The 21,961-nt window shown below is 35.6% G+C and carries 19 protein-coding genes; 16 read left to right on the top strand and 3 right to left on the bottom strand.

Annotation, left to right across the window (positions count from 1 at the left end; all coding sequences use genetic code 11):
* Window positions 1–7: 7 nt before the first annotated feature.
* Window positions 8–3,226 carry a S8/S53 family peptidase gene (locus tag AC59HC_RS08925; protein ID WP_496558458.1) on the bottom strand — a complete coding sequence of 1,073 codons (3,219 nt, stop codon included), beginning with the start codon at window positions 3,224–3,226 and terminating at the stop codon, window positions 8–10.
* Between the two features lie 151 nt (window positions 3,227–3,377).
* On the opposite strand from AC59HC_RS08925, the gene AC59HC_RS08920 reads away from it, so the two are divergent.
* The 4 genes from AC59HC_RS08920 (at window position 3,378) to AC59HC_RS08905 (ending at window position 7,212) form a co-directional block, all read left to right on the top strand.
* Window positions 3,378–3,956, top strand: coding sequence for a HupE/UreJ family protein (locus tag AC59HC_RS08920; protein ID WP_227943265.1), 579 nt, complete (start codon window positions 3,378–3,380; stop codon window positions 3,954–3,956).
* A gap of 67 nt (window positions 3,957–4,023) precedes the next feature.
* Window positions 4,024–6,411: a M1 family metallopeptidase gene (locus AC59HC_RS08915; protein WP_496558457.1), complete on the top strand. Its 2,388-nt coding sequence runs from the start codon at window positions 4,024–4,026 to the stop codon at window positions 6,409–6,411.
* Window positions 6,412–6,689: 278 nt separating this feature from the next.
* A complete protein-coding gene (locus tag AC59HC_RS08910; protein WP_167348788.1) occupies window positions 6,690–6,827 on the top strand; it encodes a hypothetical protein in 138 nt (45 codons plus the stop codon).
* Window positions 6,828–7,077: 250 nt separating this feature from the next.
* The gene (locus AC59HC_RS08905; RefSeq protein WP_496558456.1) at window positions 7,078–7,212 is read left to right on the top strand and encodes a hypothetical protein; all 135 of its coding nucleotides are present in this window, start codon (window positions 7,078–7,080) and stop codon (window positions 7,210–7,212) included.
* A 56-nt stretch (window positions 7,213–7,268) separates the two neighbouring features.
* Here the strand turns inward: AC59HC_RS08905 and AC59HC_RS08900 are convergent, their stop codons facing one another.
* Window positions 7,269–7,967, bottom strand: coding sequence for a LytR/AlgR family response regulator transcription factor (locus AC59HC_RS08900; protein ID WP_202841369.1), 699 nt, complete (start codon window positions 7,965–7,967; stop codon window positions 7,269–7,271).
* Window positions 7,960–8,928, bottom strand: a complete 969-nt coding sequence (locus AC59HC_RS08895; protein ID WP_496558455.1) for a sensor histidine kinase — start codon at window positions 8,926–8,928, stop codon at window positions 7,960–7,962. The genes AC59HC_RS08900 and AC59HC_RS08895 overlap by 8 nt, the downstream gene beginning before the upstream one ends.
* Before the next feature lie 296 nt (window positions 8,929–9,224).
* Here AC59HC_RS08895 and AC59HC_RS08890 point away from each other — a divergent pair, with 296 nt between their 5' ends.
* The 12 genes from AC59HC_RS08890 (at window position 9,225) to AC59HC_RS08835 (ending at window position 21,685) form a co-directional block, all read left to right on the top strand.
* Window positions 9,225–9,917, top strand: coding sequence for a DUF2490 domain-containing protein (locus AC59HC_RS08890; RefSeq protein ID WP_411413414.1), 693 nt, complete (start codon window positions 9,225–9,227; stop codon window positions 9,915–9,917).
* Window positions 9,918–9,941: 24 nt separating this feature from the next.
* Window positions 9,942–11,228 carry a CitMHS family transporter gene (locus AC59HC_RS08885; protein ID WP_343640730.1) on the top strand — a complete coding sequence of 429 codons (1,287 nt, stop codon included), beginning with the start codon at window positions 9,942–9,944 and terminating at the stop codon, window positions 11,226–11,228.
* A 46-nt stretch (window positions 11,229–11,274) separates the two neighbouring features.
* On the top strand, window positions 11,275–12,486 hold the full coding sequence (locus tag AC59HC_RS08880; RefSeq protein ID WP_496558454.1) for a cation:dicarboxylate symporter family transporter: 1,212 nt from the start codon (window positions 11,275–11,277) through the stop codon (window positions 12,484–12,486).
* Entirely contained in the window at window positions 12,473–13,264 is a 792-nt protein-coding gene (locus AC59HC_RS08875; RefSeq protein ID WP_496558453.1) for a TerC family protein, read from the top strand. The genes AC59HC_RS08880 and AC59HC_RS08875 overlap by 14 nt, the downstream gene beginning before the upstream one ends.
* A 116-nt stretch (window positions 13,265–13,380) precedes the next feature.
* Window positions 13,381–13,659, top strand: coding sequence for a co-chaperone GroES (locus AC59HC_RS08870; protein WP_002976538.1), 279 nt, complete (start codon window positions 13,381–13,383; stop codon window positions 13,657–13,659).
* 33 nt (window positions 13,660–13,692) lie between these two features.
* Complete coding sequence (locus AC59HC_RS08865) at window positions 13,693–14,052, top strand: four helix bundle protein (protein WP_115958591.1); 360 nt, start codon at window positions 13,693–13,695, stop codon at window positions 14,050–14,052.
* A gap of 55 nt (window positions 14,053–14,107) precedes the next feature.
* Window positions 14,108–15,733, top strand: a complete 1,626-nt coding sequence (groL, locus tag AC59HC_RS08860; RefSeq protein WP_062675889.1) for a chaperonin GroEL — start codon at window positions 14,108–14,110, stop codon at window positions 15,731–15,733.
* Window positions 15,734–15,835: 102 nt separating this feature from the next.
* On the top strand, window positions 15,836–16,735 hold the full coding sequence (locus AC59HC_RS08855; protein WP_496558452.1) for an alpha/beta hydrolase family protein: 900 nt from the start codon (window positions 15,836–15,838) through the stop codon (window positions 16,733–16,735).
* Between the two features lie 13 nt (window positions 16,736–16,748).
* Window positions 16,749–16,892, top strand: a complete 144-nt coding sequence (locus AC59HC_RS08850) for a hypothetical protein (RefSeq protein WP_496558475.1) — start codon at window positions 16,749–16,751, stop codon at window positions 16,890–16,892.
* A 341-nt stretch (window positions 16,893–17,233) separates the two neighbouring features.
* The gene (locus tag AC59HC_RS08845; protein ID WP_496558451.1) at window positions 17,234–18,451 is read left to right on the top strand and encodes a DNA cytosine methyltransferase; all 1,218 of its coding nucleotides are present in this window, start codon (window positions 17,234–17,236) and stop codon (window positions 18,449–18,451) included.
* A complete protein-coding gene (locus AC59HC_RS08840; RefSeq protein WP_496558450.1) occupies window positions 18,451–20,778 on the top strand; it encodes an ATP-binding protein in 2,328 nt (775 codons plus the stop codon). Before AC59HC_RS08845 ends, AC59HC_RS08840 begins: the two co-directional genes overlap by 1 nt.
* A complete protein-coding gene (locus AC59HC_RS08835; protein ID WP_496558449.1) occupies window positions 20,762–21,685 on the top strand; it encodes a response regulator in 924 nt (307 codons plus the stop codon). Before AC59HC_RS08840 ends, AC59HC_RS08835 begins: the two co-directional genes overlap by 17 nt.
* The last annotated feature ends 276 nt before the right edge of the window (window positions 21,686–21,961 follow it).

Genomic DNA, 21,961 nt, shown 5'->3' with positions numbered 1-21,961 from the left:
GATGAATTTATTGCTTCATTACTTTTTTCGTAATTTTTGTGTTATCATCCAATGCAATGGTAAACAGATACGTTCCTCTTACCAGTTCTGAAACATCAATTTTACCGGAATTTTTATCTACATTGACCGTTTTAACCAATTTTCCTGAAGCATCATAAATAGTTACTGCTCCTTTAGAATATCTGCCTAACGATACATTTACAAAATCTTTTGCAGGATTCGGGGTGATGTTCACTTCTGAATTTAATTTAACATCTGCTGTTCCCAATGTTGTTCCTGTTTTTACAAAATATCCGCCAAAGCCTGCCGTCTGGAAGCTCACTTCCCAATATTGGTAAGTATCATTCCAGATAATATCTGCAATATTCGGGGTAATAATTGTGGCAGTTCCTCCAAAAGAAGCTACGGTACCTGTAGTACTTGTTCCTGTATATTTTTCAATAAGAAGATTTGCTTTATTTGCAACATCAGTAGGTGAAGTAGGTAATTTCACTGCATTGCTCAGATTATAGGCATCGAAATCACTCTGTTTGAAATATAAGGTTACTTTACCGGTTGCTGTGGTTGTGTTTGCATCCGAATTGATTTCATATCTTCTTGCCACATAGTTGGGCTGTGCATTATCAATCCACACTTTGGATGTTACATTTCCTGTTACGGTACTGGCTGTTTCTTTTTCTATTCTTGAGATAAGCTGGCAGGAATTTGTAAAATAATTGTAACCATTTGTCACCGTACCGGCTTTCGTCTGGTTGGAAGTTGCTAAATTCTTTACTTCAGCAACATTTTCGTAGACCACGGCTCTCATTTTAAGATCAAATGTTCTTGAAGTCCAGGTAGTACCGTCTGTAGAAGTCTTAGATCTGTTATTCACTACTGCATTTTCAGCTTTCATGGCAATCCTTCCTCCTAATCCGTTTACGACAATATAAAATTCTTTTCCGGTTACCATTTGAATATTCAGATCTGAAAGGCTCACATAATTCCAGGTAAATCTTTGAACGTTATTAAGCCATGAAGTAATGGTTTTAGTCGCAATAATATCTCCGGGGTTTCCATTGGCATCCACTTTTCTGATTTGAATATCAACCGGAATATCCGAAGGAAGAGAAGTACCTGTTAAGAATGAAAAACCGCCCAGTTTTCCTGTCAATGTCGGCGTATATCTTACTGCCAGGGCAATATTATCAAAGTAATAATTAGATTCTGTATTGGCAATAATATAAGGCTCATCGTATCCTACAGTTTCAAAATTAGATTTTACACAACCTAATTCATCCGTAACAGCTTTGTAAATATCTAATTTCCCATATCCCCATCTCATATTGGGAACAGTTCCTGTTGCCCCATCCATTCTTGCATTGGAAGTAAGACGTGCTTTCACCTGGGCTGCCGTTAATGAAGGATTAGCCTGAAGCAGTAAGCCGACAGCTCCTGCTACCCCCGGTGAAGACATACTTGTTCCCTGGTTTTTTACATAATAATTGGTTCCTGCAATAATATCTGTTGAGCCAGGAGCAGAATCGGCTGATCGGGCAGAAATCACGTTCTGTCCTGAGCCTGCAATATCCGGTTTCTGGACACCATCTACTCTTGGTCCCTGTGCACTGAATGAAGAGATGGATTCTTGCGGAGTAAGTGTAAAGTAGCCGCTTGCTCCACTGTACCAACTGGCTCTTCCCATATAGGAAGCTACCGTGATGGCGTTGGAAGCATTTCCCGGTGATCCTACAATATATTCATTATCCCCGTTTTGTAAGGTGGTTTGCACTCCCTGACTATACAGCCAGCCGTGGGCTGTGATCTGCTGGGTTCCGTTGTTGGTAATTTCCAATGAATAATTTCCCTGAACATTGGTGGTTCCGGAGGTTCTGGTCACTACCAACTGCACATACCTTTTATTGTTGTCGTTACTCCAATAGTTGTACATAGTTGCGGTAAGACCTCCTCCCAATATAGTGTGAGCGGTGTTTGTACTGATATTCTGTGTATACTGCTGTCCGTCCGGAGTGGTTAATTTTGCAGTAACGGGAGTATTGTCATTGGCATACATAATGAATGAGAATACTGAAGCTGCGGAAGTGTTGCTTGCTACGGTAAAGTTATAGGTCTGTGCCGCACCGGCTGCAATATCTACTTTTCTGTGAAGATTAGCTCCATAATCATTTCCTGCAGAAATCACAACAACTCTTCCCGCTCCTGAAGTGGTAAAACTATTCACTGCTACTTCATGGCTGGAGGTTCCGTCGTGGGCACTGCTCTGACCACCGATACTCATATTAACGACAATGGGCTTATTAAGAGCCGTTGCCACGTTCTTGAAATACGTTAAAGCATTAATGGTATTGGTTGTGGGAAAAGACCCGTTGCCACCTTTTACAAAAACAATATCTGCATCAGATGAGAATCCCTTATGTCTTTTATCGGCAAAGGCTGCACCATTCCCGGCTGCTGTACCTGAAACGTGGGTTCCGTGACCATTAATATCATTTTCACGAACAAAACCTGTTGGTGTTCCGTCCAGTTCATCTTCAATCTGCGCTCGGGTATATTCTACACCAGTAGAAAACCCTATCGGGGCGGTTTCTCCCGCCTGTGCAGTTAATGTCTGATCCCAAATGGAAACAATTCTGCTTTTGGTCTGATCATCGGCTTTTCTGAAATCAGGATGCTTCCAGTCTATTCCGCTGTCATAAATTCCTACCAAAACACCTGTTCCGTTATAAGCGGTGTTATTGAAAACTCCATCCTGCAAAAGGCTTGCTCCGGACTGAGCTCTGCTCACATCATTATGAAGCTCATCAAATTCCGGCGCCATTACAGAGGTTACATAAGGAAGCTGCATCAGTCTTTCAATATCTTCAATGGTAACCAAAGCTGTGGAGAAAGCCGGCAGCTGGCTCTGAATAATAAAACCGTCTGCTTTCAGTTTTTCCGGTTCTTTGGTATAAATAATACATGAATACATGGTTTGTGCTCCCTTTGAAGTCACTACCAGATGCTTATCAAGTTTCATATCAGGACGTTCCAAATCCCTAACAGATCTTCCATTGGCTATATTTTCCTTATTTTTCAATAAAATATCAAACCGGGAGTCCAGTTTTTGTACCTGTCCGTAAAATGCATAGGAATATAATCCTAAAAACGCTGCTGCAGCATTTCTGAGAAGCTTCGCTCCTCCGGGTGAAATGTTTACATTTGTAGAAAATAATTTTTTAATATCCATAATTCATTTTTAAGCAATACAATTATACAATTTTTATTCAACATATCAATAAGCCAAGATATTAACAACAATCAAGCTTAAAAATTAAACCAAATAATAAAATCAATCATATTTTAACAATATATTCAAAATATAAAATTTTTTAACCAAAATGCAGGATTTTCTTTTTTATTTAAACCTTGGATGGGAACACATTATTTCACTGGATGCCCTTGATCATCAGCTTTTTGTTCTGGCTTTAATTGCTGTTTATTCTTACAGTGACTGGAAAAAAATTCTGATTCTTGTTACGGCATTCACCATTGGACATTCCATTACATTAGCACTGAGTATTCTGGATATTTTCAGAGTTCCTTCCGACTGGGTGGAATTTTTAATTCCTTTAACCATTGTTCTGACCTCTCTGGATAATATTATCATGAAAAACCAGAAACAAACTCTGATGCGGGCCAACTATTATCTTGCACTGATCTTCGGCCTTGTTCATGGGATGGGATTTGCCAACACCGCAAGAGTAATGATTGCCAAAAGCCAGAGTATAGCCTTACCTCTGCTTGGCTTCAATATCGGACTGGAGCTTGGCCAGATTGTAATTGTTTTTGCTATTTTGATCGTCCTTTTCATTCTGCTCAATCTTTTTAAAGTGAATAAAAAAGACTGGATTTTATTTGTCTCTTCAGGCGTATTTGCTTTATCCCTAAAAATGACTTTGGAAAGAATTCCTTTTTAAAATTTAAATATTCATATTAATTCAACAGGTAATTACTATCTTTGATCATCAAAAAATCATTTCGGTTATGAAACTAAAAGTTGTTATACTTTCACTTTCTGTATTTGCATATACAGGTTTCACCGCACAAAATATTCAGAATAACCCAGGCAGCAATCATGGTAACAAGTTTGAGCAGCTGGGCACTATTCTGCCAACACCCAACATTTACAGAACGGCATCAGGAGCTCCCGGTCACGGGTACTGGCAGAACAGGGCCGACTATAACATCACCGCTTATCTGGATGAGGATAAAAGAAATCTGAAAGCTTCAGAAACGGTGACTTATTACAACAATTCGCCTGATGATCTGGATTATATCTGGCTTCAGCTTGATGAAAATGAACATTCCAGCATTAGAAATGCAGGATATGATACGTCATCTGTTCTTCACCCTTCAACAACAGACCAGCAGCTTAAAGTAACAGAACTTCCTGTTAAGGATAACGGGTATGGTGTAAGTCTTGAGAAAGTGACTGATGCTTCAGGTAGTCCTTTGAAATATACAGTCAACAAGACTATGATGCGTATTGATCTTCCCAAGGTTTTGAAAAAGGGCGAGAAATTCGTTTTCAAAGTAGACTGGAACTACAATATTCCCAACAGAATCAAAATGGGTGGCCGCGGCGGTTATGAAAACTTTCCTGAAGACGGCAACGATCTGTATACCATGGCACAATGGTATCCGAGAATGTGTGTGTATAGTGATTTCCAGGGCTGGCAGAACCACCAGTTTACCGGAAGAGGTGAATTTGCGCTGGTTTTCGGAGACTTTAAAGTTTCAATGAATGTTCCTTCCGATCATATTGTTGGCGGAACCGGAGAGTGTAAAAATTATGATCAGGTATTAACGTCTGATCAGCTGTCAAGATACAGAAAAGCTGAAAATGCTTCTGAACCGATTGAAATTGTAACTTTGGATGAAGCCAAGAAAGCGGAAAAAAATCATTCAAAACAAAGAAAAACATGGGTTTTTGAAGCGAAGGATGTTCGTGACTTTGCCTGGACTTCTTCCCGAAAATTTGTATGGGACGGAATGCGTGTAACCATTCCTGAAAACAATAATAAAGTAATGGCAATGAGCTTTTATCCAAAGGAATCTTATGGTCTTTACAGAAAGTTTTCCACAAAAGCGGTTGCTCATACCATTAAAACCTATTCGGAATTTACCATTCCTTATCCATACCCTGTAGCCCAATCTGTAGAAGCGGCCAACGGAATGGAATATCCGATGATCTGTTTCAACTTCGGAAGAACCGAAAAGGACGGAACCTATTCTGAAGGGACCAAAAACGGAATGATCGGAGTTATCATCCACGAAGTTGGGCACAACTTCTTCCCTATGATCATCAATTCTGATGAAAGACAGTGGGCATGGATGGATGAAGGTCTGAACACCTTTACAGAATACCTTACAGAAGAAAAATGGGATAATAAGTTCCCTTCCAAAAGAGGACCGGCATGGACCATCGTAGATTATATGAAACTGCCGAAAGATCAGCTGGAGCCTATCATGAGCAACTCTGAAAATATTGTTCAGTATGGGCCGAACGCGTATTCAAAACCTGCCACCGGATTGAACATTCTTCGCGAAACAATCATGGGAAGAGAGCTTTTCGACAAAGCTTTTAAAACGTATGCCAAAAGATGGGCTTTCAAACATCCTGAACCTGCTGATTTATTCCGTACCATGGAAGATGCCAGTGGTGAAGACCTGGACTGGTTCTGGAGAGGATGGTTTTACGGTACAGATCCTGTAGACATCGCTATTGATAAAGTAACGGTAGCCGTTCCTGATCTTGAGACGAATCCTAAAGCTGCTGCTGAAGTGAAATATCAGGTAGAAAAACCATTGGTCAACAATTTTGAAGATCTTTCAAAAATCAGAAACAGAGAAGATAAGAATATTAAATTCTATGTAGACGGCGATAAGGATGTTCAGGATTTCTATTACAAATATGACAGAGGCCAGGAAAAGGTAGATAATAATAAGCAATATAGCATCAAAACCGAAGCTGGTCTTCCTTTAGATGCTAAGGATAAAGAGAAATTCAAAAATATTACAGGATATCAGATCGATTTTGTCAACAAGGGCGGATTGGTAATGCCTATCATTCTTGAGTTCACGTTTGAAGACGGTTCAAAAGTGTATGATAAATCTGCTGCACAGATCTGGAGGCTGAATGAACAAAAAGTTTCCAAGACTTATTATTTTGATAAGAAAGTGAAATCTATTCAGCTTGATCCCATGAGAGAAACTGCTGATATTGATACCACCAATAATTTCTGGAGCAGTACCGGAGCGGGTACTGAAACTTCTAAATTCCAGCTTTTCAAACAAAAACAGGAAGGCGGAAATGTAAGAGGAGGCTCAACCGGAAAGGTTAATCCAATGCAGGCTGCAGGAAAAAGTTAAAACCAAGAAGTTGTAAACTTTAACAAATACAGCACTACTTCGTATTAAAAAGAATAATTCTTTTTTTAATACGAGGTAGTGTTTTTTTTTGCTTAAATCTGCCTATCCAAAAGTTCAGGAATCAATTGAACTCCTGCAAATACCAACACCTGTTTTCCGTCTATAAAAAATATAACAACCTGACTTAAAAAGTTTTATATTTGAATAAACATCAACATCAATGTCAAAAACCTGATTGACAATAAATGCTCAGGGTTCAAAAAAACAAAATATTACTTATGAAAAATGCCAAATTACTAAGCAGAGATGCTCAGAAAACCATCAATGGCGGGCTTGCTGCCAGACTCGTATGCTGCGAACGCGACGACAACGGAAAATGTACTTTATGGATCGGACCGGGACAAAATTGTCCTTAATCTGTAACCTGATAACAATTAAAATAAAGCCGGAGTTTTCCGGCTTTTCTGTTTTATATTCTCAAGCTCCGGATTTCGGATAAAAACCATTAATAACTGATAATCAAAATTTTATTATAAAAATTATAAACAAAAATATATCACATTATAAGGAAAAATAGTATCTTTGATTCACTTCTTTTACACCAAATGTCAAAATCCTGATTGACTTTAAATGTTCAGGGATATACAAAACAAAATATTATTAACTATGAAAAACGCTAAATTATTAAGCAGAGATGCTCAGAAATCAGTCAATGGCGGAGCAACAGGACGTATTTGCTGTGAGTACAATTACAAAGGACAATGTATCCTGTGGATCGGACCGGGACAATATTGCCCATAGTTCCAATCCTTAGATAACAATTTAAGATAAAGCTGGAAATATTCCGGCTTTATTTTTTAACTTAAATGTTCTTTTACATTCTTTTTATAAGTTCTCCCTAACGGAAGCTCATCGCCGTTTTTCAAAAAAACATGGCTGGAATTATACGAATTGATATGTTCTGATAACACAATATAAGACTTGTGAATTCTGATAAAACCGAAATGTTGAAACTTCTCTTCAAAATTGGACATTCTCTCCAGAATCATATACTTTTTCAACGGCGTCATAAGGACAATATATTCTCCGAATCCCTGTATCCAGAGAATATCTTTTAGAAAAACTTTATTCATCACATAATTGGATTTGAACATAATAAAGTCTTCCTGCTGCTGACTGCTGGCTGAGCTTTTAAACTGAACAAAATCCCTTGCTTTATTGACTGCTTTTTTAAATGTTTCAAAATCCACAGGTTTGATAAGGTAATGAACAACATCCAGCTCAAAGGCTTTCACTGCATATTTTGTTTCCAGCGTAAGAAAAATACATAGCGGCGGATCAGGAAGCTGCTGCAAAAGCTCTACTCCATTAATCCCAGGCATATTAATATCGAAAACAACAAGATCTACTTTATTGGTTTTCAGAAATGCCAGTGCTTCTTCCGGTTTCTGAAATGAAGCCAGCAGTTCAACCTCTTCAAGCTGATCACAATATTGTTTTACAAGCTGTAATGCAGGATATTCATCATCTACATTTACGATAGTCAGGTTAGCCATTGATAATAATTGTTAAAGCAATTTTATACTGATCATTTTCTTTCGGGCCGGAATAGAACTCATACTGATCAGTATAAAATTTTTCCAATATATGAATTATGGCTTCATTTCCCAACCCGTGATAATCAGATTCAGCGACAAGAGTTCTATCTTTCCCGACAGAATTTATAATTTCAAAATACAGTTCAGAACGCTCAATATGACAGAATAATTTTATAAAAGCGTGAGCATCTTCTCCTATTGCTGAATGTTTTAAAGCATTTTCAAATAATGTAAGAAGTATAGCGGACGGAATTTCAGCAATGTCAAATTCTTCCTGATCTTCAATATCCATGACAATATCCAGCTGATTATTATATTTAAGCTGATACAAAGCAGCAAGTGCCTTCAGGGAAGAAAATTCCTGAGAAACGGTTACTTTTTCTTTTCCGCTGTCATAAATAATATATTTCAAAAGCTTGCTCAACTGCAAAATAGAATCCGATGTCTTCTCCGAATGGGTAACACTGTTGGCATAGATATTATTAAGGGTATTCAGCAAAAAATGAGGGTTCAGTTTAGACTTCAGCAAATCAAGATAAAGCTGATCTTTCTCTTCTCCAAGGCTGATCACATCCTGTTCTATTAAAAATTTGTCTTTGGTAATTCCCAAAAAAGAGCCTACCAGAATGATGATTCCCTGTGAGATATACACGTTATACAAGAATCCGACGTGGTAGCCTTTACCACTGAAATCCATCTGAAAAACGGCAGGTCCCCAAAGAATTCTGAAAAGACTGGAGACTAAAAAGAGGATCAAAGCATAGAGGATAAACTCCGGGTATTTATTGGACAAATAGAACCGGGGAACCAGATAATAGTACACCAGATAGTAAATTCCCACATTGAAAATGGTGTTCAAAATAATGCTTATTACCAACTGAGTTGAGTCCAGGAAGTAGTTTTCGGTGAAATAAGTCATCAAAATGAAGATAAAAAGGAAAAAAATGTGCTGAAACCTCAACAAAAATTTCCAACGGTATTTCATAAGACTTTCCAGAATCTTACCACTAAATAAAATTCTGATAATCAATAATATAACAATAAAATTAATGATTAAAAACATAGTCCATACCTTATTTTGAAACGCCTCAAATATAAATATCTTTTTGCCTCAAAATGCAGTTCGTTGAGAAAAACTGTCATTGATTGAAAAATTCCAGAGCCGCTCTTTCTAATAAATATATTTGAAAAAGTACAATATTAACCCAATATTATATGAAAATCAATATAAAATTAACCCTTATTTTATCATTATGTTTATTCAACGGACTTTATAGTCAGAGTAAAGATAATTACAATATGTGGTTTCAGTACCTGATGTCGGCAAAACTTACCGATAAAAGTACTTTAACTGCACTTACCCAGTACCGTTCCTTCGATCTGGCTTATGACACAAGACTTTTTCTGGTAAATGCCTATGTAGATTATGAAGTAGCTGAAAATATAAGACCTGCCGCTGGAGCCATGTTTCTGATCCTTGAATCTTACAATGCTGACGATTCTAAAAAAATACGGTATGAAAAGAGACCATTCCAACAGGTAACTGCTGATTATTATATCGGAAGAACATCAATTTCCAACCGTCTCAGAGTGGAAGAGCGTTTTCTCAGCAACCCCGATGAATTTGAGGTAAGACTCCGGTATCTGATCTCTGTCCGTATTCCCTTCAACAAAAAAGGAGAAAAAGAAAAACTCTACGGTATTCTTAAAAATGAAATAAGAATGAATATGGATAAAGAAGAACCTTTCGACAGCAATCGTATTACCGCAGGCCTTGGAATAAAAGTGGGAAAAAATTCTGCTCTGGAACTGGCCTTTATCAATCAGATGGAAACCGGAAAAACAAGCAATTACGGATTTATAGGCTTCAGAAACAGTTTTGACTGGAGAAAAAAGAAACAACAATAACCTCATTAATATTTATAGATAACTATGCTTACATTTCTTGGTTTTTTAATGATTTTCATCTTCATGATCCTGATCATGAACAAAAAGATGACCCCGCTTACGGCTTTGGTCATTGTGCCGGTAACTATAGCCCTTTTTGCAGGCTTTGGTCCTCAGTTGGGAGACATGATGAAAAACGGTGTCAAAGAAATAGCTCTGACCGGTGTTATGCTGATCTTTGCGATCCTTTATTTCAGTTTAATGATAGACACGGGACTTTTTGAACCGTTAGTGAATATAATTTTAAAAGCAGTTGGAGACAATCCCATCAAAACAACCATAGGAACTGCTGTTCTTACGGCATTGGTTTCATTGGATGGTGATGGTTCATCCACCTATTTAATTGTCGTGGCTGCTATGCTTCCGTTGTATAAAAAACAAGGGATGAATCCGCTGATTCTTACCTGTATTATTATGCTTGCCGGGCAGATTATGAATATTCTTCCCTGGGGAGGACCAACAGCAAGGGTAATGAGTTCCCTGAAGCTTGGCCACACTGAAATATTTGTGCCTATGATTCCTATTATGGCAATAGGGATTCTGTGGGTTATATTTGTTGCCTATATTTTGGGCAGAAGAGAAAAAATACGAATTGCAAAACATGGTAAGTTTACAAACTACAACAGCAATGATATTATTGGTGAAGCAGATCCTTCACTCCGCCGCCCGAAACTGATTCTGATCAATCTTGCTCTTACCATTACCCTTTTGGTAGTCATGATTCTTGATATTGTTCCTTTAGGGATTGCCTTTATGATTGCTTTCTGTATCGCTTCCATCATCAATTATCCCAAATTAAAGGACCAGCAGAAAATCATTTCCAAACACGCAGGAAATGCCCTATCAGTGGCAGGAATGATCTTTGGAGCCGGAATTTTTACGGGAATCCTGAACGGATCGGGTATTATGCAGGCAATGGGAAACAGTATGATAGAAATAGTTCCTAAGAGCTGGGGCGGTTATATGAATATTGTGACAGCCTTATTCAGTATACCGTTTACTTTTTTCCTATCCAATGATGCCTACTACTTTGGAATATTGCCCATTATCGTTGCTACCGGTCACCAATTGGGAATTTCACCGGAAATATTGGGAAGAGCAAGTCTTATCGGGCAGGGTTCTCACCTTCTCAGTCCATTGGTTCCGTCTACTTATCTGTTGGTATCGCTGGCGGGTGTGGAGTTTTCAGATCATTTGAAATATACATTAAAGTGGGCCTTAGGATCATCAGTCATCATGTTGCTGAGTGCATTGATTCTTGGTATTATATAAGGTTATATCTTTGAATTTCGTAATCTTATTATCTATAAAAAAGTGAATGATGAAAACTGTTAAGCAAAAAACATTTACAGACTCCTATTTAAGAAACCTTACCCTGTATGTTTTCACGGCTATTATCTGTGGCGCATTAACGGGTTATTATTTTCCGGAAGTCGGTAAACAGCTGGAAAAGGTAAGCAGTTACTTTTTTATGCTTCTTGAAGTGTTGATCATTCCTGTTATTTTCATTGCGGTGACCTATGGCGTAAGCTATATTTTCAGCACTAAAAATGCTTTTAAAATTGTAATCCAGATGGTTCTGTATTTTTTAATCATCACTTCCATAAGCATTGTATTGGGAATCGGGTCCGGTCTTCTTTTAAAGCCGGGAGCCAACACGGGAATTATTATTTCTTCGCACAAGGCACTTCCGGAAAGATTTTTAACAACGGCCAGCAACCCACTGCATATCAGCAACTATGTACTTTTTCTTTTCATATCCATATCTGCGGGAATCGTCATTGGTATTTCGAAGAAGAGAAATAACATCTTTAAAGCTTTAGACGCAGGAAGAAATTTGTTTTTCAGGCTCATCAAATATGTGTATCTGTTTCTGCCAATAGTCATTTTCTGTAACATCGCTTATGGCATTTCGGTATATGGAATCAATACTTTGCTGCCTTTAAGTAAAATTGTGGCCACAGTGTATCTTACCAGTGTATTTTTTATTTTCGGGATATTAGGGGTTATAACGGCTTACTTTAAAATTAATCTTTGGGACTTTCTGATCAGTATCAAAGAAGAAATCATTCTTGTAGTGGCCACTTCCTCTTCAAAAACGGCCTTCCCAATGATCTTTGACAAAATGGAATCCCAAGGCTATGACCGGAAAATCCTTCGTCTTATTATTCCTCTCGGGTACAATTTCAATCTGACAGGAGCTTGTATTTATCTTTCTATTTCATGTATTTTTCTGGTTCAGCTTTACAATATTTCCCTTACGCCAATGGATTATTTCTGGCTTTTTATAACGATTTCCATTGCTTCCAAAACAGCTTCCGGAGTTCCCGGATCAGGCTTCCTTGCCCTGATGTTTACCCTAAGCAGGTTTGGAAAAATTCCTACCACGGATCTTGCCCTTTTATACAGCATAGACCGCTTTATGAACGAAGCGAGATCGGTTACCAATTTCATCGGCATTTCAGTTTCGGCTGCCATTATTTCAAAACTTAATCAAAATTCTATTTCCTTAAAAAATGATGTTTCCTGATTTTACACACCTTTTCAATGACATATTAGAAAACCCTGCAAAATCGATAGCCATTATCGGCAATCTGATCCTTATCGAAAGCCTTCTCTCCGTAGACAATGCTGCCGTATTGGCAACCATCGTCATGGACCTGCCCGAAAATCAAAGAAAAAAAGCACTGAAATACGGAATCCTTGGAGCTTATGTATTTCGCGGGCTTGCTCTTATTTTCGCCTCCGTACTCATTTCCGTCTGGTGGCTGAAACCACTGGGAGGATTATATCTTATTTATATTTCCTTTGACTGGTTTGTCAAAAAAATAAAAAACACAAATGATGAAGAAAATACTGAGGAAAACCCGGACAAAGAATCCAGCTGGCTGTATAAAAATTCAATCGGGCTGGTTGGACAATTCTGGGCAACGGTTGCTATTGTGGAAGTAATGGATCTTGCTTTTTCTATCGATAATGTTTTTGCTGCCGTAGCATTTTCAGATAATTTACTTCTGATTACATTGGGGGTTTTTATTGGAATTTTAGCGATGAGATTTATTGCACAGTGGTTTGTCCGTTTGATGCAGGTATTTCCTTTCTTGGAAACGGCAGCTTTTATTGTCATAGCTATTTTAGGAATTAAATTAAGTCTGTCCCTATACGAGCACTTCTACCCTGCTACAGCCTTTGCCAAGTTTTTAGCCAGCCATACCATGGAAATTTTAGTTTCCGCCATTACCGTTCTGTTGTTTGTAGTACCGGTAGCCACCAGTTATCTTTTGGGATTTCCGGCCCGCAAAAAATAATTTTTCTGCCAAATTTTCACATTCGGAAATAAAAATCTGCCATTTCAGCCATCAGCGTCTCATGGCATACATTTAGAGAATTACAACACAGAAATAATTAAAAAATTAAATATATTATGTCAGTAAACTTTAAACCATTGGCAGACAGAGTTCTGGTAGAGCCAATCGCAGCAGAAACTAAAACAGCTTCAGGAATCATTATCCCGGACACTGCAAAGGAAAAGCCGCAAGAAGGTACTGTAGTAGCAGTAGGTCCTGGTAAAAAAGACGAGCCTACAACGGTTCAGGTAGGTGACAAAGTACTTTATGGTAAATATTCAGGTTCTGAATTGAAGTTGGAAGGTAAAGATTATTTGATCGTAAGAGAAGCTGATTTATTGGGAATCATTGGGTAAAAGCAGTAGGCATTAAGCTATAAGCAGTAGGCAATGAGAGACTACAAAAAATATGATACCTGGAAAATTTCTCATGAATTGGTAAAAGAAATTTATATTATTTCTGAAAATTTTCCTAAATCTGAGCTTTTTGGTCTTACTTCTCAAATAAGAAGGGCAGCTGTTTCTATTCCTACCAATATCGCAGAAGGCTGTGGTAGATCCACAGATAAAGAATTTGCAAGATTTATAGAAATAAGTATAGGTTCTACAAACGAAACCGAATATCTTCTTTTTCTTTCTTGTGATTTAGGATTTACTTCTGAAGATAAAATAGCAGCACTTAATGCAACACTCAATTTAACCCGGCAAAAACTTATACAACTTAGAAAAAAATTATTAAATAATAATTAATTGCTAAAGGTAAAAAGCTTATCGCTTAAAGCCTATAGCCCAAAGCTTAAAAATTATGGCAAAAGAAATAAAATTCGATATTGAATCAAGAGACGCTCTAAAAAGAGGGGTTGATGCATTAGCAAATGCAGTAAAAGTAACTTTAGGTCCTAAAGGGAGAAACGTAGTAATCGAAAAATCTTTCGGTGCTCCACACGTAACTAAGGATGGTGTTTCTGTAGCAAAAGAAATCGAACTTGAAGATAAGGTAGAAAACATGGGAGCTCAGATGGTAAAAGAAGTAGCTTCCAAAACCAACGATATCGCAGGAGACGGTACTACTACCGCTACTGTATTGGCACAGGCTATCGTAAGAGAAGGTCTTAAGAACGTAGCTGCCGGTGCTAACCCAATGGATCTTAAAAGAGGGATCGACAAAGCGGTAACAGCTGTTGTGGAAAACCTTAAATCTCAATCTCAGGAGGTTGGAGATTCTTCAGAAAAAATCAAGCAGGTTGCTTCTATTTCTGCCAACAACGATGATACCATCGGTTCTTTAATCGCTGAAGCGTTCGGAAAAGTAGGTAAAGAAGGAGTAATCACTGTAGAGGAAGCTAAAGGTACTGATACAACCGTAGACGTTGTAGAAGGTATGCAGTTCGACAGAGGATACCAGTCACCTTACTTCGTGACTAACCCTGAGAAAATGTTAGCTGAACTTGAAAACCCATATATCCTTTTAGTAGAGAAGAAAATTTCTTCAATGAAAGAATTACTTCCGGTTCTTGAGCCAATTGCACAAGGTGGTAAGTCTCTATTAATCATCTCTGAAGAAGTTGAAGGAGAAGCTTTAGCTACTCTGGTAGTCAACAAACTAAGAGGTTCTCTTAAAATTGCTGCTGTAAAAGCTCCAGGATTCGGAGACAGAAGAAAAGCAATGTTGGAAGATATCGCAATCCTTACAGGTGGACAGGTAATCTCTGAAGAGCAAGGTTTCACAATGGAAAACATCTCTTTAGATATGCTTGGAACTGCTGAGAAAGTAACGATCGACAAAGACAACACAACAGTTGTAAACGGTGGTGGTGACGAAGCGAAAATCAAAGGAAGAGTTGCTCAGATCAAAGCTCAGATGGAAACTACAACTTCTGACTACGACAGAGAGAAACTTCAGGAAAGATTAGCTAAGTTAGCTGGTGGTGTTGCTGTACTTTACGTAGGTGCTGCTTCTGAAGTAGAAATGAAAGAGAAAAAAGACAGAGTAGATGATGCCCTACACGCTACAAGAGCAGCTGTAGAAGAAGGTATCGTTGCTGGTGGTGGTGTTGCTTTAGTAAGAGCCATCTCTGCACTTGATAATCTTTCAGGATCTAACGCTGACGAAACTACAGGGATCAAAATCGTTAAGAGAGCGATCGAAGAGCCATTAAGACAAATCGTTGCCAACGCAGGTGGTGAAGGTTCTGTAATCGTTGCTAAAGTAGCAGAAGGTTCAGGAGACTTCGGGTACAACGCGAAAACTGACGAGTATGTTCACATGCTTGAAGCAGGAATCATTGACCCAACTAAAGTAACAAGAGTTGCCCTTGAAAACGCAGCTTCTGTTTCCGGAATGCTTCTTACAACTGAATGTGTAATCACTGAAGTAAAGAGCGCTGAACCAGCTATGCCAATGGGTGGTGGAATGCCAGGAATGATGTAACGGTCAGCGACCGAGGCAAATTAATATACTAACCGTTCTACTTTTTGTAGGGCGGTTTTTGTTATATTTGATGAGTAACTATGACACATGAAATAATTTAAAATGAAAATCAGTTTTTTCTCTAACATATTTATTGGGTTGCTATTAATAGCTTTGCCAGAAATGGTACTTTCACAATCCACCGATTTTACCATTCAGGATGTAAAATTTGAAAGTCAGGGGATCACCCTTGCAGGCTCAATTTTAGAACCTAAAGAACCATTGGTAGCCGTTATAATTGTTCACGGGTCTGATCCTGTAAAAAGAGAAATAGAGTTTGCAAAACGTCTTGCTAAAGAAGGGATTGCCGTATTAACATATGATAAACGCGGTGTTGGAGAATCTGGAGGCGTGTATGTAGGGCCGTCTGTTGGCACCAATAATATTGACACTACTAACCTTAATTTATTGGCTCATGATGTAAATGCAGCCGTAAAAACATTCCATTCCTATCTGAAAGATAAAAAAATACCAATCGGATTAGTAGGATTCAGCCAGGCTGGATGGATAATCCCGATTGCTGCAAGTAAAAACCCACAAATTGAATTTATGGTTTTATTTAGCGGTCCTACCATTACTACTCTTGAGCAGCTTCGCTTTCAGTTTTATACTAATGGAAACAATAATTTTTGGGAAAATCATACAGAAACAGATGCCATTGAACATACCAAAAATGATCCAGACAGGTACCAATTTGCAGCAACTGATCCCAAAATCTATTTAAACACCCTTTCAATTCCCGGGCTTTGGCTTTTTGGTGAAAAAGACATACAGATTCCGGTAAAGTTATGTATAGAACAATTAAATACACTTAAAGCTCAAGGTAAGCCTTTTGAATATACTCTTTTTTCTAAATTGAGCCACAACACTTCTTCTAGCAATGATACAACTCCCGTTAATGTTGCTATCCAATGGATTAAGCAGAAAGTTTTCAAAAGTAAAAAACATACATATTCAAAATAAAGCATATATAAACATGCTTGAGGCAGGTATCATTGCCCCAACTAAAAACGCAGCTTCTGTTTCCGGAATGCTTCTTACAACTGAATGTGTAATCACTGAAGTGAAGAGCGCTGAACCAGCTATGCCAATGGGTGGTGGAATGTCAGGAATGATGTAACAGCGTGTCGCTGAGACAAATTTAATATACTAACCGTTCTACTTTTGTAGGGCGGTTTTTTGTTTTTTAACAAAAATACGGTTTTCCGTAATGGAATATTATACTTATATTTTATATTTGATTATTAATAACTAAAATCAAAATAACATTTATATAATTGTAGGTTATATATTGGCTAAATACATAAAATTTGATGATATAGACGATTCTAAAAATAGATCTTCCTAAATAAGGGTTGATCAAAATAATTCAAACTCAATCAAAAATAGCCTTGTAATTTCTTATAAAACCTTTATATTTCAATTTAAAAAAAACTAAATTTGAAAAATTTTTTTGTATAGATGAGCACTTTTAAATATATAGATTTATTCTCTGGTTGTGGAGGGCTATCATTGGGGTTACATAATTCCAACTGGAAGGGTGTTTTTGCTATTGAAAAAAATAGTGACGCATTTAAAACTCTAGAATTTAATCTTATAAAAAAGAAAAAACATTTTGATTGGCCAAAATGGCTACCTCAAAATGCTCATGATATTAATCAAGTATTAAATAACTATGAATCGGAACTCAAAAATCTTCAGGGTCAAATAAATTTAGTGGCAGGAGGTCCTCCTTGCCAAGGTTTTTCGATGGCTGGTAGAAGAGATGAATCTGACGAAAGAAATAGTTTAATTAATTCTTATATAAAGTTCGTACAACTTGTACAGCCTAATTTGATTTTTTTTGAAAACGTCAAAGGTTTTACTATGGAATTTAAAAAGAATAGAGAAAAAGGCATCGCTTATTCTGAATTAGTTCTAAAAAACCTTCGAAATCTTGGATATATTGTTCAAGGAAAATTAGTTAATTTTTCAGAATTTGGAGTTCCTCAAAAAAGAACGAGATTTATATTAGTAGGAATGAAAGATAACCTTCCTAAAGCATCACAAGAAATAGTAAATGCTTTTTTTGAAGAATTAGAAAATAATAAATTCAAATTTTTAAAAAATAAAAATCTAAGTTTTGTAAACACTGTAGAAGATGCAATATCTGACTTACTACAATCTAATGGATTAGTCGATTCAATTGACTCTCCTAGCTTCAAATCATCAAAATATGGTTTAAGTAAATCAAAATACCAAAAATATTCTCGTAAGAATGTTACATCAGACATTCCCGATAGCCATAGATTTGCAAAACATCAAATTTCTACAATTGCAAAATTTAGGAATATTTTGGAATTAACTGAAAACAGAAGAAATTTAGATATATCAAACGATATTAGAGAAAGATATAATATAAAAAAACACACAATAATCCCTTTATGTGGTAATAACTGTAGTCCAACAATTACAACACTTCCAGACGATTACATTCATTATAAAGAACCTCGAATATTAACAGTTAGAGAATATGCAAGATTACAATCTTTCCCGGACTGGTATCAATTTCAAGGTAAATATACAACAGGTGGAAAACTTAGAACTAAAGAAGTTCCTAGATATTCCCAAATTGGAAATGCAATTCCACCATTATTTGCGGAACAAGCGGGTATTGTTTTAAAAAAACTTTTATCATAATGCAAAACGAATTAAATTTTAAAATAAGTTCAGCATTAAAAAATATTATTGGGCGTGATTTAATCAATGACGACTTTATAGCTGTTTTTGAACTTGTTAAAAATGCTTATGATGCTCATGCAAGTGAAGTAAACATTTTTTTTGAAAGAGATTCCATCTCTTTCAAAAAAATAATTATTACCGACAATGGGAAGGGAATGAATTATTCTGACCTAATTAACAAATGGTTATTCGTAGCTTATTCTGCAAAAAAAGAAGGAACAGAAGAAGATAGTTATGAATATAGAGATAAAATTAAAATAAAAAGAGCTTATGCTGGAGCTAAAGGAATAGGTAGGTTTTCATGCGATAGATTAGGTTCTAATTTATATCTTGAAACAATAAAAGATGAGGATAACGCTAAAGTTGAAGTACTTATTACTGATTGGGAAAAATTTGACAATGATTTAAATGATGAGTTCATTAATATTAGTGTATTACACGAAACGTTAGATAATAGTTCTTATGAAAAAGATAAAGGAACGGTATTAGAAATTACTAACTTAAGAAGTGATTGGAATAGAGGCAAACTACTTAAATTAAAAAGTGCTTTAGCTAAGCTTATAAACCCCAATACTCAAAATGAAGAAGACAGATTTAGAATCAATTTGATTGTAGAATCTGAAAGTAAAAAGGATGAAGAGATAAAAGAATTGGGATTAAAAAAAAAGAAGTCAGAAGAAGCTATTTACAATGAAATTGTAAATGGAGAAATAAAAAATTTAATATTTGAGACTTTAGATTTTAAAACAACTAAAATTATTTCTCGTGTTTCACAGAGTTCTATTTCTACTGAGCTATTTGAGGGAGGAAAACTAGTTTACAAAATTACAGAACACAATACTAATTTGTATTTAAGTGATGTTGATTTTACTATTTACTATTTGAATCAATCAGCAAAACTTACCTTTAATAGAAGAATGGGAATGCCTGTAGTTGAATACGGGCATATCTTCGTTTACAAAAATGGGTTAAGAATATATCCATATGGTGAAAGAGGTGAAGACCCACTAAAAATGGATAATAGAAAAGCTCAAGGTACAGCAAGATATATTGGTACTAGAGAATCTATTGGTTATATTGAAATCAACGGAGAGAATTATCATTTATCTGAAACGTCAAGTCGTGGTGATGGTTTAATAAAAACCTATGCTTACAATGAATTGTATGAATGGTTCTATACAACATTGCGTAGACTTGAGAGATATGTAGTAGAAGTTTCCGATTGGGGAAAAGACTTATCAGAAGATGATTATATTAATTTAGATGAATCTCAAAAAGTTTTAGCGCTTCAAAATATTGTACAAAAATTAGCACGTTCACAAAATTTAATTTCTATAGAATATGCAGATGATCTATTTGAAATTTTGGAAGAAAAGGAAGAAAATTCAACTAAAAAAATTCTTGAGGAAATTAAAGAAAAAGTCAACAATCAAGATTTCAATAAAGATGAGATAATTTCATCTGTCAAAAAAATAGAAAAGAAAATATCTCATTTACAGACGACTAAAGAAGAAGCCGAAGAGGAAACTATTAAAACTCTTATAGAGAATGAAAAGCTGAATTCACAAATAGAGGCTGAAAAAAAGAAAAATCTTTGGACTAACTCAATTATTGGAACTGATAAGGAAAAAATTATAGCCTTGCAACATCAGATATTTCACTCTTCTGGACGTATAAATAGAAATATTGGACTATTACTTAAGCAATTAAAGAATATAGATGGATTTGAAAAGTATAACAAATTTATTTCAGTAATCTCTTTAGAATCTGCGAAAATAAATTCAATTGCCAATTTTATTACTAAGGCAAATTTCAATCTTAAAGCTACTGAAATTAATGAAGATCTAATTGAGTTTATTGTAGGATATATCAATGAAATATACATTAGTGATGACAAAGTAATTGATTTATCTATGAATATCGATATTAAAAATCAAAAAAATATTCAATATAAAACTAAGTTTATACCTTTAGAAATAACAACTTTATTTGATAATTTTATAAACAATTCAGAAAAATTAAAAGCAACCAAATTTGAAATTTCTTTTAAAATTTCTGATGAAAATATGATTGTTTCTTTATTTGATAATGGAAAAAATTATATACCAGAAGAAGATTATTATAAAATATTTGAATTAGGATATTCTACTACTGATGGTTCTGGAATTGGCTTATTCCAAGCAAGTGAAATTGTTAAAAAACTAAAAGGTAAAATTACTGTTCAATCATTAAAAAATGAAGGAACTACTTTTCAAATAACATTACCCTATGAAAATAGAATATAGCATTTTATGGCTTGATGATAAGAAATCTGACATAATAGATGATAATTATGCAGAGGATATCGTAAGTTTTATCACGGAACTCGGTTTTGAACCTATAGTGCACATTGTCAGTAATGAAGAAGAATTTTTTAAAAGCTTAAATGATTCTTATGATTTAATTTTAACAGATTACCACTTAAATGATGAAGAGGAGGGTGAAAGAAACGGTGATGTTATAATTGAAGAAGTGAGAGAAAAAAACATTTTCACAGAAATAATGTTTTATTCAGCTCGTGGAAATGTTAAAGATACTGATAAAAAAGATAGAATTACATTTGTTGAAACTAATAGAATCCCTGGTTCTACACATTATGAAAAGATTGTTGAGAAAGCGAAAGATTTGATTTCCTTAACTATAAGAAAATTTCAACACATTGTTCCAATGAGAGGATTACTTATTCAAGAAGCTAGCAATCTTGAAAATGAAATGTTAGAAATTATTATAAAATATCTTGACAAGAAAGATTCAGAAACTGTAAAACAAGCAATATTTACTGACGTAACTGCATTTTATAAAAGAAAGTTTGAATTATCTGAAAAATTTCAAAAAAACAACAATATAAATCAAATACTAAAAGATCCCTTGCTTATTTCTTCAGCACAAAGAGCAGTTGCAATAAGTCAAATTTTGAACGATGAAGGAAAAGAAAATTTTATTGATGATTTCAAAAATGATATTATTAAAATGAGAAATGAATTTGCTCACGCAAAATATATAAAAGATAACGAAAAAGGTATTGAATATTTTCAAACAAAAGCAGGTGATGTAATTTTTGATGCAGAACTTTGTAAAACAATTAGAATAAATCTAATCAAACATAAAAAGAATATTTCAGATTTAGACCAAAGTATTGATAGTTTGCAATAATTTTGAAAAAGAGCTGCCTATAACAAGACAGAAAACTTTTTATTCTTTTTATTTGATAAGATAATAATGACTAATCCTAGCTCTCGCTAGGATTTTTTCTTTATATCTATCTCTTTTACAAATTCGTATTTCTCTTCCAAAATTGGCTGTTATGGCCAGAAATCTTTTAGAGAGCATCCTAATTAGATATTAAGTTTAGGCTTTTAATATTGTATTTTGCGGTTTTAGAATGCGCTTCAATACCCAATGCTCCGCAAAGTCTCTCGACTTTGCGGA

This window comes from Chryseobacterium sp. DZ-32 (assembly GCF_059587025.1).
This window is presented reverse-complemented; position numbering and strand designations above follow the sequence as displayed.

Bases quoted from the DNA above. Each gene is read 5' to 3' on its own strand.
- AC59HC_RS08925 (WP_496558458.1), bottom strand. From the start codon at position 3,226: ATGGATATTAAAAAATTATTTTCTACAAATGTAAACATTTCACCCGGA.
- AC59HC_RS08920 (WP_227943265.1), top strand. From the start codon at position 3,378: ATGCAGGATTTTCTTTTTTATTTAAACCTTGGATGGGAACACATTATT.
- AC59HC_RS08915 (WP_496558457.1), top strand. From the start codon at position 4,024: ATGAAACTAAAAGTTGTTATACTTTCACTTTCTGTATTTGCATATACA.
- AC59HC_RS08910 (WP_167348788.1), top strand. From the start codon at position 6,690: ATGAAAAATGCCAAATTACTAAGCAGAGATGCTCAGAAAACCATCAAT.
- AC59HC_RS08905 (WP_496558456.1), top strand. From the start codon at position 7,078: ATGAAAAACGCTAAATTATTAAGCAGAGATGCTCAGAAATCAGTCAAT.
- AC59HC_RS08900 (WP_202841369.1), bottom strand. From the start codon at position 7,967: ATGGCTAACCTGACTATCGTAAATGTAGATGATGAATATCCTGCATTA.
- AC59HC_RS08895 (WP_496558455.1), bottom strand. From the start codon at position 8,928: ATGACTTATTTCACCGAAAACTACTTCCTGGACTCAACTCAGTTGGTA.
- AC59HC_RS08890 (WP_411413414.1), top strand. From the start codon at position 9,225: ATGAAAATCAATATAAAATTAACCCTTATTTTATCATTATGTTTATTC.
- AC59HC_RS08885 (WP_343640730.1), top strand. From the start codon at position 9,942: ATGCTTACATTTCTTGGTTTTTTAATGATTTTCATCTTCATGATCCTG.
- AC59HC_RS08880 (WP_496558454.1), top strand. From the start codon at position 11,275: ATGATGAAAACTGTTAAGCAAAAAACATTTACAGACTCCTATTTAAGA.
- AC59HC_RS08875 (WP_496558453.1), top strand. From the start codon at position 12,473: ATGATGTTTCCTGATTTTACACACCTTTTCAATGACATATTAGAAAAC.
- AC59HC_RS08870 (WP_002976538.1), top strand. From the start codon at position 13,381: ATGTCAGTAAACTTTAAACCATTGGCAGACAGAGTTCTGGTAGAGCCA.
- AC59HC_RS08865 (WP_115958591.1), top strand. From the start codon at position 13,693: ATGAGAGACTACAAAAAATATGATACCTGGAAAATTTCTCATGAATTG.
- groL (WP_062675889.1), top strand. From the start codon at position 14,108: ATGGCAAAAGAAATAAAATTCGATATTGAATCAAGAGACGCTCTAAAA.
- AC59HC_RS08855 (WP_496558452.1), top strand. From the start codon at position 15,836: ATGAAAATCAGTTTTTTCTCTAACATATTTATTGGGTTGCTATTAATA.
- AC59HC_RS08850 (WP_496558475.1), top strand. From the start codon at position 16,749: ATGCTTGAGGCAGGTATCATTGCCCCAACTAAAAACGCAGCTTCTGTT.
- AC59HC_RS08845 (WP_496558451.1), top strand. From the start codon at position 17,234: ATGAGCACTTTTAAATATATAGATTTATTCTCTGGTTGTGGAGGGCTA.
- AC59HC_RS08840 (WP_496558450.1), top strand. From the start codon at position 18,451: ATGCAAAACGAATTAAATTTTAAAATAAGTTCAGCATTAAAAAATATT.
- AC59HC_RS08835 (WP_496558449.1), top strand. From the start codon at position 20,762: ATGAAAATAGAATATAGCATTTTATGGCTTGATGATAAGAAATCTGAC.